This window comes from Salinimonas profundi (genome assembly GCF_014750655.1).
Taxonomy (GTDB): Bacteria; Pseudomonadota; Gammaproteobacteria; order Enterobacterales; family Alteromonadaceae; genus Alteromonas; species Alteromonas profundi_A.
In genome coordinates, this window is sequence record NZ_JABBXD010000008.1 from 57,113 (window position 1) to 69,695 (window position 12,583).

Sequence of the window (12,583 nt, forward strand, 5' to 3'; positions counted from 1 at the left end):
TATTATTATTCAATTAGCTAGAAGTTTGTGCACGTAACATCCACGCCGTTTTTTCATGGATGCGCATGCGATCTGAAATTAACGCGATGGACGATTCATCATCCGCGTCCTGCGCCATTTTTAACGCTTCGCGACTGGTTTTAACCACCTGCTCATGGCCGTGACACAGTAGTCGCACCATCTCAGTGGCTTCAGGTACACCCTCTACCTCTTCAATAGAGCTAAGCTCTGAAAACGCTTTATAGGTGCCTGGCGCAACAACGCCTAAGGTACGGATACGCTCAGCGATATCATCCACCGCTTCTGCCAGTTCAGTATAGTGCTCTTCAAACATCAGATGCAGGGTACGAAACTGCGGCCCCGATACGTTCCAGTGAAAGTTATGGGTTTGCAAATACAGTGTGTATGAGTCTGCCAGCAGCTTCTTCAGTCCTTCTGCTACACTGTTTCTGTCAGCTTCAGAAATACCAATATCAATCTTGCTCATCATGCGCTCCTTTATCAGTTTTTGCGATGAATTAAAGACTTTTACATCTATGTTCTAGATACTGATAAGAACAGATTTTGGATTACCAGCGTAAGTATACAGGTTCAGTGATGATTGTGCTGCGACATGGCCTCACTCTGGCCGGCAGGGCGTACCTCAAAGGCTTGAATGACAGCTGGATGATCAGCAAAAAGAAATGTCACTTCCACGGTCATTTGCTCTGTTAACGGCTTTTTAAGCCCGGTAAGCATGATATGTTTTGCGCCAGCCTGAAACCGAATCGTCTGACCTGCATCCAGTGAAAGTGTGTGGAGAGACCGCATACTAACCATGTCATCCTGCATGATGGTTTCATGCAAACTGGCCCCTTTGGCAATGGTACTGCTGACAGAGATTCCTGTCACCACTACACGTTCGCTACCATTATTCGTCAGCGTGAAATAGCCTGCGGCAGACGTTGCCATCGAGAATGTCGCTGAAAAATAACTGTCCGACAGCGAGACCGATGTCGACTGCTGTGCCTTACAGAAAAAGCTACTGCACAAGATGAACAAGAGAAAAAAGCGACGCCACATAAGCTTCGTTACGCTATGGATTTGATTATCCATACTACAACGGGCGAAAAAAGAAGCAAGAAAGAAAGGATGGTGCCGACTGCCGGAATCGAACTGGCGACCTACTGATTACAAGTCAGTTGCTCTACCAACTGAGCTAAGTCGGCACACAAAGGGTGCATCAACTGACCGGTTCAGGCCAGCTAACGGATGCGTATTTTAGTCAGGCGTGGCGACTTGTCAATACCTGACCGTCGCCATATGCCAATTATTTGAGCGTTAGCAGTCTGTCTGCTTCTTTTTCGAGCTCCGGGAAGTATTCAGTGGGTACATAGCCAGACAGTTTGTGCAGTTTTTCACCCAGCTGGGCATAGTTGTCTGCAGTAATATTGATGTGGCCCATTTTGCGCTTTTCCCTCACCGATTTCCCGTACCAGTGCAAATGGCAACCGGGAATGCTAAGCAAATCTCTGGAAAACGTGCTGCAGCCGATAACATTAATCATTGCCGACGGTGACAGCGCACGGGTATCGCCTAACGGAAGGCCCACTAATGCGCGCAGATGATTCTCAAACTGACTCGTATGAGCACCGCTTAAACTCCAGTGGCCGGAGTTATGAACCCGTGGCGCCAGCTCGTTAACTAACAGCTCTTCGCCGCACTGGAACATTTCAACTGCCAGCACACCTACGTACTGCATGCCCTCTGCCAGCGTGGTAAAAATATCCAGCGCCTGCTGTGATAATGCTTCACTAACCTGACTGGCTGGCGCAACAGACACATGCAACTGGCCTTTGTGGTGAAGATTTTCGGCCAGTGGATACACTTTAATTTCGCCACTACGACTGCGCACTCCGATTAGCGATAACTCGCGCTCAAACTGCAGCATTTTCTCAACCACCAGAGGAACTGCTTCCAAATCCTGACCTGATAACGCTTCTTTGACGCTGGCCAGTTGGCTGGCATCTTTGAGGCGCCACTGACCGTAGCCGTCATAACCATCACGGCTGGCTTTGATGATCAGTTTATCACCCAGCGTTTTAATGCAGTCATCAAGCTGGTCGAGATGTGTCACCACTTTGTGCGGGCAATTGGGAATACTGAATTTTTCAAGCAAATGCTTTTCCCGAACCCGATCAGCCCCAACCAGGATCGCGTTCATAGATGGCATTAACTTATCTGTTTTAGCAGCCTGTTCGAGCAAACGCTCAGGGACATGCTCAAATTCCACCGTCAGCGCATCGGAAGACTCGATGGCCTGAACCAGATTCTGCTCAAGGGGTCGCTTGCTGACCGGATGCACCACGGTATCGTCTTTGACATCCACCGCCTGTACATCGATGCCCAAGGGAACGCCCTCTAAATACATCATCTGCGCCAGCTGACCGGCGCCGTATACGAGAACTCTCATTCATCCAGCTCCAGATTCGCATTTTGCATCACAGTGTCTGTCTGGTTCTGACGAAACGCAATAATGGCTTCTTTCACGCTATCATCCTGCAACGCGACAACCTGCGCAGCGAGAAGCCCTGCATTTGCCGCACCTGCCTCACCGATTGCCAGCGTGCCCACAGCGACGCCTTTTGGCATTTGAACAATAGAAAGTAATGAATCCAGGCCGTTAAGCGCCTTTGATTTAACCGGACAACCAAATACCGGTAAGTGGGTATGCGCAGCAATCATACCGGGCAGGTGGGCCGCGCCACCGGCGCCAGCGATAATACAGCTAAACCCTTCGTCCGCCGCTGATTCAGCAAATTCTACCAGCAAATTAGGGGTGCGATGCGCAGAGACAACACGCGCCTCAAATTCCACACCAAACGCTTTTAACATCTTTGCAGCCTGCTGCATGGTAGGCCAATCTGATGTAGAGCCCATAACAATTGCGACTTTAGCCATGTAAATGCTTCTCCACTGGATTTTGAACATCGTGCGTAGACGTGCCGGCTTCAGATAACCGGTGTCTCAGAAGGCGCAAGATTGTAGCGTAAAAAGGCAACAATGCCCATAACCTTACCACGGTACAAACTGAACCATCTGCTTATAATTTTTATACAAAGCCATCAAAATTAGTCGTTTAGCGCGAAATAAAAAAACTGCTGCGATCGGGTGAGAAAACGTCATGTGATTATTCAACGCCGGTGTAAAAGTTCAGGTTTCTGTGAACGCCCATAGCACCTTCTGCGCAAAATAACGTAAGAGTAGTAAACACTATCATTTTACCGGAATTCCGGGGTATGAATGCAGTGTCGGACGCCAGAACTTGCCGGGCGGGTTTTGCGACATGTTTTGACTGAGGCGAACGATGAGTTTGAAAAAAACCGTACAACAGCTTAATTACGTTGTAACTAACTTCTATAAGAGTGAATCTTCTGCGGGTATCGTGTTAATGGCAGCCACCGCGCTGGCATTATTTGTGGCCAATTCTCCGCTTGAATATTGGTATAACCAACTAATTGAAGTACCAGTGGTTATCGCCGCCGGTGACTGGGGTATAGAAAAACCGCTGCTATTGTGGATTAACGATGGCCTGATGGCGGTGTTCTTCTTTCATGTCGGGCTTGAGCTAAAACGCGAGGTCTGTGAGGGAGAGTTATCCAACCCCAAAGAAATTGTTCTGCCTGCTGCCGGCGCAGTGGGAGGAATGGCGATACCGGCATTAATTTATGTGTGGATCAACTGGGGGGACAGTCAGGCCATGTCCGGCTGGGCTATTCCTGCCGCCACCGATATTGCCTTTGCTCTGGGTGTGCTGGCCCTGTTGGGCAGTCGCGTGCCGGCCAGTCTGAAAGTGTTTCTGGTAACCCTGGCCATCATTGATGACATTGGTGCTATTGTCATTATCGCGCTGTTTTATACCAGTAATATCACTGAAACCGCGCTTTACATTGCAGCGGGTTGCCTGATTGTGTTGTGGATGATGAACCGACGCAATGTCATTGACCTGCCGTCCTATATTCTGGTGGGTCTGGTGCTATGGGTAGCACTGCTTAAATCGGGTGTGCATGCCACCCTTGCCGGCGTCGTATTAGCAGCATTTATTCCAATGCGAAGCCAGAAGGATCCCTCCCATTCTCCGGTAACCAAACTTGAGCATGAACTCAGCGCCTCGGTAAGTTACGCTATTCTGCCCATTTTTGCTTTTGCCAACGCCGGTATTAATTTTGGTGCTATCAGGCCAGAGGGCATCTTTCACCCGGTCACCTTCGGTATTTTCCTGGGGCTGACGGTGGGTAAACAATTAGGCGTGTTTAGCTTTTGCTGGATTGTCGTAAAACTGGGGCTGGCAAAACTGCCGTCTGATCTGAAATTTCGCCACATATACGGCTGCTCACTGCTGTGCGGTATCGGTTTCACCATGAGCCTGTTTATCGGTGCGCTGGCCTTTGAGCAATCAGGTGTAAACCGCATGTTTGATGAAAGGGTCGGAATTCTGGCTGGCTCGCTGGTTTCGGCAATTGCGGGATATATCGTTCTGTATTTTATTGGTCGGGACAAAGCGCAGGAAGCGGCAGAGAGTGCGGAAAAAATAAGAGAATCAGAGACTGACACTACTCAGCAAGAAGCTGACCCAGCGCGGCAATAAGACGGTCTCGCTTGATGGGTTTGGATAAATGCAGATTCATGCCTGCGGCCAGGCAGGCATCCCTGTCTTCATTGAAAGCATTTGCAGTGAGCGCAATCACCGGGGTGTTTTGATTTGGTCCCTGCTCGCTGCGTAGGCAGCGAGTGGTTTCAAAACCGTCTTTTACCGGCATCTGACAATCCATCAGAATGACATCAAATTTGCGTTTAGCGAGCACGTTAAGCGCCGTTTCGCCCTCTGCCACCCGCATACTTTTTGCGCCAATATTGCTGAGCATATCAATAACAATCTGCGCATTCACATCATTATCTTCCACTACCAAAATCAATGCCCCGGCTTTAATTTTGGTGGTGGTCGGCATTGACTGGCGGGATTGTGGTTCGGCTGATACATTCAGTGGCAGATGTATCGTGAAAGTGGCGCCCTTGCCGGGTTTACTGTCAACGTTAATGACGCCGTTAAGCAATTTAACCAGTTTTTGCGTTATCGCTAATCCGAGCCCTGTCCCCCCGTAATGTCTGGTAGTGGACGCATCTGCCTGCTCAAATTCGTTGAAAATCTTTTGCTGATTTTCCTCACTTATCCCTATGCCGGTATCAGACACAGCCAGCGTCAGCATATTTTCAGCGTACGAGGCATCCAGCGTCACAGTCCCTTCACAGGTGAACTTAATTGCATTGCTCAACAGGTTGTTGAGGATCTGACTGATCTTGCTCGGGTCGCCGTTGACGTATTCAGGTAATTTGCCTAACCGCGCCTTTAGCTGGTTTGATTTTTGTCGGGCTGATTGCTGATAAGTGGACAGTGCATTGTTAAGTAATTCAGGAAGGTGGAAACTCACTGATTCGGCAGTCATTTTGCCCGCTTCAATTTTGGATAGATCCAGAATTGCATCCAGAATCATCAAAAGTTGTGATGCTGACTGGGCAATCGTATTGACCCGTCGGTGCGTGACTTCATCAAGAGGCTGCTCGAGCAAATTATCGCAATTCCCTATAATGCCGTTCATAGGCGTGCGAATCTCATGACTCATGTTGGCCAAAAACTCCGTCTTGGCTTTGCTTGCCTGGCGCGCATCCTGTAATGCACTTTCCAGTGAGACAGTTTTTTCTTTAACGCGACTTTCCAGTGATGTGTTTAACTCTTCAAGCTGGTTGTTAAGCTGCTGATGACGCTGGTTTGCAGACGCCAGCTTACCAAACGCATAACGCAGGCGTTCCTGGAGCTGAAAGAAAGCCTCATCCAACGCGCTGATTTCCTGCAGATAAAGGCGGCTATCGTGGTCAATGCCCAGCGTGCCATCCATCGCCGGATTCAGATTTTTAAAATGCTCAGCCAGGTTTTTCAGCGGACCCGCCAGCAACCAGGCAATGCCAAATCCGGCCATAATGCCCAGTAAACAAACCACAATGAGCAGCGCTAACGCCCGCAGTGTGTATTCACCAATCAGGCGCTCATACCAGATGACATCATAATAAAGACTTACCTTCCAGTCGTTGGTTGCCAGCGACTCGGTCTCATGCAACCAGGTTTTATTATTTAACTGAAACAGGCCTGCACAGTACTGCTCACGACACACATCAATTTGCGGTAAGCTCATCGGAGACAAGCCAAGAGCTGGTGATGCATAGATAACTTTATCGTTGCCATCCTGAATCAGCATGGCGAAGCCGGGAATATTCTGCGCATCAAAATAAGCAAAGCTTTGAAGCGACAATGACCCTTCCAGGATGCCCGAGAATTGCTTCTGTTCATTCAGTATTGGTGCGGAAATAGCAACGATTATATCCTCACCGAACCCCCGTCCTTTAAATGCTTCTGAGATAAATGGCGCATTGTTCGACGCGACCGCAGAAAAGTACTGGCGCTGTCTGACATTGGTCATTCCTTTATCTTTTGCCCGCTGCAATACACGAGGAGGAAATGCCTGTGTTATTTCCCCGGTGTCATCGGTAATTAACAGTGTGAGAAAGTCCGGATTCGCCCGGGCCAATAGTTGCAGAAACGTCGCTTTGTCATTTATTTGCGATGATAATACACCGGCATTTTGAACAATAGCTGCGCGATGCCTGATGATGAAGCTGTCTAATTGCTCCGACAACACCAGCGTGCGCTGGCGCATGTACAGTTCGATATCGCTCATCTGGTCGACCTGTACACTGTTGATGTGCAGATAGTTGACGACCAGATTGCCGGTAAAAAAGACAGCCGCAAAAAAGTAGGTAAGAAGTGGACTGAATGATACAGGCTGCGTACCTGCCAGCGGTCTGACAGCAAACACGGTAAGATAAATTAAATGACCGCAGACCACTGCAGTAATCCCGGAGAGCCAGGTAACGACCGCTGAGGTCAGCGCCACCACAAATATTTGCTCGTGTAATATATACTGAATAAAGAGCAGCGCCGGTAATGCAACCAGTGACCAGCAAAGACCTGCCACCATCAGTATTCGGAAGTGACCCTTTTTATAGCACGTCAGGGCCGCAATAAATGGCTGAGCACTTAGTACCAATAAAGCAAGGTAATTGTCATATCGCCACCATAATGGCGCAAAAATCACGAGTATAAGCGGGATTGAAATGCGTGGCGAAAACAGTAAAGACAGGGCAATGGCAAAAATACCACCGAAGGCCGCAAGACCTTCGGTGATGATAGGTTCAGGTAAAAAGTTTACCGCAACGCCGAGAATAGCAAATGCTACTGCAACTACAACTGACTGCACGCTATCCTCAAGTAAACTACGCCATATAAGCTAAACCTTAGTTGCTTTTATTCATATAGTCTATTGTCATTTTGGTTAATAGACTTACGCCTAGTTTCATGCCTTTATCATCGACATAAAACTCCGGCGTATGGTGCGCAGGCGAATCTTCAACTGACACATCCAGTGGTTTTCCACCAACCCAAAGGTACAAGCCAGGTACTTCTTCCTGGAAGAAGGAGAAATCCTCTGCGCCGGTGACCGGCTTAGACAGCAACACGTTTTCCTTTCCAGCCGCTTCCTGAATGGTAGGCAGCATGCGAGCAGTGAGCTCCGGATCATTAAAGGTAATTGGATAACTATAATCCAGAGGCAATGTCAGTTCGGCCTTTGCGCCCATGCTGTTGGCGATGCCCTGTACTTTTCGCTCCATGGCTTCGTAAATGTGCTCTCTGGCATCTTTACTTAGCGTACGGATAGTCCCCACCAGCTCAACTTCTTCAGGAATAATATTGGAACGGTTACCGCCGTGAATTGAGCCGACAGAAACGACTGCTGCACTATCAATTACTTTGATTTCGCGACTTACGATGGTCTGCAACGACATCACCATCTGAGCAGCCGTTACGATAGGATCCACACTTTTCCATGGATACGCGCCGTGCGCCTGTTTACCTTTAATCACAATTTTGAACGGGTCGACTGCTGCCATGGCTCCTTCGGGGGTATAACGCACTTTACCAATATCAGTATTAGCATTGATATGAAGACCGAAGATGACATCGACATCAGGTGATTTCAGCACGCCTTCTTTAACCATCACTTCCGCCCCGCCCTTTTCACCGGGAGGCGCGCCTTCTTCAGCAGGCTGGAAGATGAACTTCACCTTACCGCGCAACTGATCTTTCATCTGCGTAAGTACTTCGGCGGCGCCCATCAGCATCGCCATGTGGGTGTCATGACCACACGCATGCATTACCGGAACCGTATTGCCATCAAACTCGCCGGTTTTCGTCGATTTCCAGGCTAAATCATTTCGCTCTTTTACCGGTAGTCCGTCCATGTCGGCACGTAATGCCACCGTAGGGCCGGGTTTACCGCTGTCCAGGACAGCAACGACGCCGGTTTTGGCCACTTCTGTGGTAATTTCAACATCCAGGGTTTTAAGATATTCAGTGATATATTTAGCAGTCTCAAACTCGCGGTTTGAAAGTTCAGGATTTTCGTGAAGATGATGACGCCATTCAATCACCTGCGGCTCGACATTATTTACCAGCTCATCAACGCTCTGCGCAGAGGCGCTACCGAATGCCAGCCCAAGTGCCAGTCCCAGAAGTGTTTTTTTCATGTGCATTCCCCGTTTATTATTTTCTTTACAGTATCAAAAATAATCAGTTCCGGGGAATAAAGATCATTTACCTTAATTTTTAGCAGACATAAAAAAACGCACCGAAGTGCGCTTTTCTCTGTGTAAAGCTTTTTAGCTTTTCTGCCGTTTCATTGCACCAAAGAACTCATCATTGGTCTTGGTCATCGACAGCTTGTTAATGAGGAATTCCATCGCATCAATCTCAGACATCTCATGGACAATCTTACGCAGGATCCACATCTTCTGTAACTCATCCTGACTGGTCAGCAACTCTTCGCGGCGCGTACCAGAACGATTAAAGTCGATAGCCGGGAATACACGCTTTTCTGCAATCTTACGGTTAAGATGTAATTCCATGTTACCGGTACCTTTAAACTCTTCGTAGATAACTTCATCCATCTTAGAGCCGGTATCAATCAGTGCAGTTGCGATAATGGTCAGGCTGCCGCCTTCTTCAACATTACGTGCAGCACCGAAGAAGCGCTTGGGTTTGTGTAGTGCATTCGCATCCACACCACCTGTCAGTACCTTACCCGATGACGGGATCACGGTATTGTATGCACGTGCCAGACGTGTGATTGAGTCTAGCAGGATAACCACATCCTTTTTATGCTCAACCAGGCGCTTGGCTTTTTCAATTACCATTTCAGCAACCTGAACGTGACGGCTGGCTGGCTCGTCGAACGTCGATGCAACGACTTCACCCTGTACCAGACGGTGCATCTCGGTGACTTCTTCCGGACGCTCATCAATAAGCAAAACCATCAGTTCGCATTCGGGCTGGTTTGCCGCAATAGATTGCGCAATATTTTGCAGCAACAGCGTTTTACCTGCTTTAGGTGGTGCGACAATCAGACCGCGCTGGCCTTTACCAATGGGTGATGCCAGATCCAGAACACGTGCGGTAATATCTTCTGTCGACCCGTTACCACGTTCCATACGAAGACGTGATGCGGCATGCAATGGAGTAAGGTTTTCAAAAAGGATTTTATTGCGGGAGTTTTCAGGCTTATCGAAGTTTACTTCGCGAATTTTCAACAGGGCAAAATATCGCTCACTGTCTTTAGGAGGCCTGATTTTTCCGGCGATGGTATCACCGGTACGCAAATTAAAACGGCGTATCTGGCTGGGCGAGACATAAATGTCATCAGGACCGGCTAAATACGATGAGTCTGCCGAGCGAAGAAAGCCAAAACCATCCTGTAAAATCTCAAGGACGCCGTCACCAAAAATATCTTCACCGCTTTTGGCATGGGCTTTCAGAATTGAGAAAATGATGTCTTGTTTTCTGGCTCGCGCCATGTTTTCCAGGCCCATTTTTTCGGCCAGGTTAACCAACTCGCTGATTGGTTTGTTTTTTAGTTCAGTTAAATTCATACTGGTGGGTCTTTGTGTGTGCTTGGACTTCGCTTACAGACTACTCGGTCGCTTATTCATTATTGGAAAAGGTTTTGTATACCCAGATACGGGCTAGCAGAACGCTGCTCAGATGAGAGCTACCAAAACGTTAGCACCATAATGAAAGCTCGTCCAGCGTTTTACCGCTGAACGGTTAAAAAAGATCGAATTTTTTATCGGTCAGAGCTTGTGTTTCGCCAAAATGGCCCGGTTTTTTGCCACGCTATTGATAAAATTTCCCTGCATAACCGGTCGGCAACGATATTTTTTGCGTTCGCCAACACTCTTCGGCGGTGCCAGCGTAAAGCGATTCTTGCCCGCCCGTTTCGAGCTGTACATTGCCATATCTGCTTCATGAATCATTTCATCAAGCTCCTGGCCATTCATATTGTCCCGCCACGTGGCCCCCACGCTCACGGTAACGCGGCTTATAACATTGTCGCTGTAGGCAAGCTGAATTTTTGCCACGCTATTAACGATATCTTCTGCTATTCGGCGTACACCTTTTTCACCGGTACGCGGCAGCATTACAAGAAACTCTTCACCACCAAACCGAATGACTCTGTCACCCGGCCGCTTGCAGTTGATACTGACGGCCTGGGCAACCGCTTTCAGACAGCGGTCACCATGTTCATGACCAAATGTGTCATTGAGCTTTTTGAAATCATCAATGTCCAGCAATATAATGCCAAGCTCTCTTTCCTCACGAGCCAGCTCATCATTCAGATAGACAAAAGGCTCAATACCAACAACTAATGCCATGCTTTTGGCTTTACTGGAAAGTGCCATCATGTGGCGCTTCTGGTTTATGTCACTGGCAGTGCGAAGCATCGAACCACCTCCGAAGATAACGCGTTTACTGCGCGCTGCGCTGATATAGTGGGTCAGACGGTTTTGCCCTTTGAACGCTGGCTTTTCATATAACGTTGTAATGTCGGTACTAAAGCCACTTGGCAGGGTTTTATCGTAAGAAGAAACCAGCATCTTTTGGCAACCCAGCACAGACTGAGCCCCATACAGTGACGCCAGCAATAACGCATCGTCACCACAGTTTTGCATGCCGTAATGGCCAACCAGATAAGCATCATATTTTGAAATCATAGGGTTTCTCCGATATTCCCTGCGTGGTACACACTGATGATTACAGAAACCGATCCAACTTTTATGTTGCTGTTTTTAATACAATTAAATGAGTTCAGCGATAAAGTTTCGTAATTTGCAGAGGGCGCTTTTTTATTTTGCAACAGTTATGCAGAATGCGTTTAATGGATGCGGGAGAATGAAAGGACGCTGGCCTGCGCAGATAACAGGAACGTCAAAACGAAAGATAAACGCTAAAGCGAATTGTCAGGCTGGAAATGCGTGTAATAGTCAGGATAGTGCAGGCAAAAAAAAGCCCCTGGGAGAGGGGCGCAAAAGTGGGAGAACACACCTTATGAAGAAAACGTTTATTAATTTATAGGCCCCCTTGGCCGCTAACACTGCAGGTACGGTCAGCGCGAGTATTTTCACATCTGTCCACACTGATTGTTCGACGATATACTGTTTGTCCAGATTCAGCTGCTCTTCGAACGTCGTGTCAGCACGACCGGACACCTGCCACAGACCTGTCAGCCCGGGCTTACAATAAAGACGCGGCATGACCTGGCGATTGTACTGACAATATTCGCTGACCAGGTGTGGACGCGGACCAATCATCGCCATATCACCTTTAACCACATTGATAAGTTGCGGTAACTCATCCACCGAGTATTTACGCAGATATTTGCCAATACGCGTAATCCGCGGATCGTGATAAAACTTCTGGCAAATGCCGTCGCGATCGCTGTTACTGGCAACCGGCGTCTTGTATTGCGGCGATCCCGGTACATGCATTGAACGCAACTTATAGCAGCGAACTGTCGACCAAACTCTCCAACCCGCGTTTGTGAGAAAAGCACCGGGCCCTGGCTTTCCATCTTGATAAACAGCGCAATTAACAGAAGCACCGGTGACAGACACAGCAAGATGGTTAATGCTGCCGCTTGCTGCAATAACATTGGGATCCCCTTGTGGGTGTAATGCGCTTTGGCTTTTAACGCATCGTCTATGCTGATCGCAGGGGCAGTGACGATAGTGGCGTGAGCCTGATGTAAAAGACGTGCTGTATTCATGGCTTCATTCCCATTTCAACGTAAACTAAAAAGTATGTTCTGAATAACCACCCGGCGACTGCACTGGGTGACCATCCGCATAAAATCTGTGTGTCTGGCACAAATCGTGATAATCCTTCGGATGCCAGACTTAGTCATCTCCGCCATATCAGAAGTAGCGATGGTCAATGGAAAAATACCTTTGGTTACTTCCATATTTAATGACCTTTTTACTTCTCAAAACTGATATATCCGGTTATTGCCACATCTGTGCCAGTTGTTTAAGTAAAAATTAAAACATTGTTTAATATGACTATTTTCAATTAATGCAGGAAATGAACAAAGAAAACAAAACG

At 48.0% G+C, this 12,583-nt stretch carries 9 protein-coding genes, 1 tRNA gene and 1 pseudogene; 1 reads left to right on the top strand and 10 read right to left on the bottom strand.

The window, feature by feature from the left end; all coding sequences use genetic code 11:
* Positions 1-13: 13 nt before the first annotated feature.
* The 5 genes from HHX48_RS13535 to purE form a co-directional block, all read right to left on the bottom strand.
* A complete protein-coding gene (locus tag HHX48_RS13535) occupies positions 14-487 on the bottom strand; it encodes a Dps family protein (protein WP_191026078.1) in 474 nt (157 codons plus the stop codon).
* A gap of 104 nt (positions 488-591) precedes the next feature.
* The gene (locus HHX48_RS13540) at positions 592-1,095 is read right to left on the bottom strand and encodes a copper chaperone PCu(A)C (RefSeq protein WP_191025968.1); all 504 of its coding nucleotides are present in this window, start codon (positions 1,093-1,095) and stop codon (positions 592-594) included.
* A 37-nt stretch (positions 1,096-1,132) separates the two neighbouring features.
* Positions 1,133-1,208, bottom strand: a tRNA-Thr gene (locus tag HHX48_RS13545).
* Between the two features lie 101 nt (positions 1,209-1,309).
* Entirely contained in the window at positions 1,310-2,452 is a 1,143-nt protein-coding gene (locus tag HHX48_RS13550; protein WP_191025969.1) for a 5-(carboxyamino)imidazole ribonucleotide synthase, read from the bottom strand.
* Entirely contained in the window at positions 2,449-2,940 is a 492-nt protein-coding gene (gene purE, locus HHX48_RS13555) for a 5-(carboxyamino)imidazole ribonucleotide mutase (RefSeq protein WP_191025970.1), read from the bottom strand. Before purE ends, HHX48_RS13550 begins: the two co-directional genes overlap by 4 nt.
* A gap of 406 nt (positions 2,941-3,346) precedes the next feature.
* On the opposite strand from purE, the gene nhaA reads away from it, so the two are divergent.
* Positions 3,347-4,627: a Na+/H+ antiporter NhaA gene (nhaA, locus tag HHX48_RS13560; RefSeq protein WP_191025971.1), complete on the top strand. Its 1,281-nt coding sequence runs from the start codon at positions 3,347-3,349 to the stop codon at positions 4,625-4,627.
* Here the strand turns inward: nhaA and HHX48_RS19095 are convergent.
* The 5 genes and pseudogenes from HHX48_RS19095 to HHX48_RS13585 form a co-directional block, all read right to left on the bottom strand.
* Positions 4,593-7,349, bottom strand: a complete 2,757-nt coding sequence (locus HHX48_RS19095; RefSeq protein WP_191025972.1) for an ATP-binding protein — start codon at positions 7,347-7,349, stop codon at positions 4,593-4,595. The two genes, nhaA and HHX48_RS19095, sit on opposite strands and share 35 nt — an antisense overlap.
* A gap of 37 nt (positions 7,350-7,386) precedes the next feature.
* A complete protein-coding gene (locus HHX48_RS13570) occupies positions 7,387-8,676 on the bottom strand; it encodes an amidohydrolase (protein ID WP_191025973.1) in 1,290 nt (429 codons plus the stop codon).
* A gap of 132 nt (positions 8,677-8,808) precedes the next feature.
* Positions 8,809-10,074 (bottom strand): transcription termination factor Rho, encoded by a 1,266-nt coding sequence (gene rho, locus HHX48_RS13575; RefSeq protein WP_139757473.1) that lies wholly within the window; start codon positions 10,072-10,074, stop codon positions 8,809-8,811.
* Positions 10,075-10,275: 201 nt separating this feature from the next.
* The gene (locus tag HHX48_RS13580; RefSeq protein WP_191025974.1) at positions 10,276-11,196 is read right to left on the bottom strand and encodes a GGDEF domain-containing protein; all 921 of its coding nucleotides are present in this window, start codon (positions 11,194-11,196) and stop codon (positions 10,276-10,278) included.
* A 270-nt stretch (positions 11,197-11,466) separates the two neighbouring features.
* Positions 11,467-12,248, bottom strand: a pseudogene (locus tag HHX48_RS13585) (sugar transferase).
* Between the last annotated feature and the right edge of the window lie 335 nt (positions 12,249-12,583).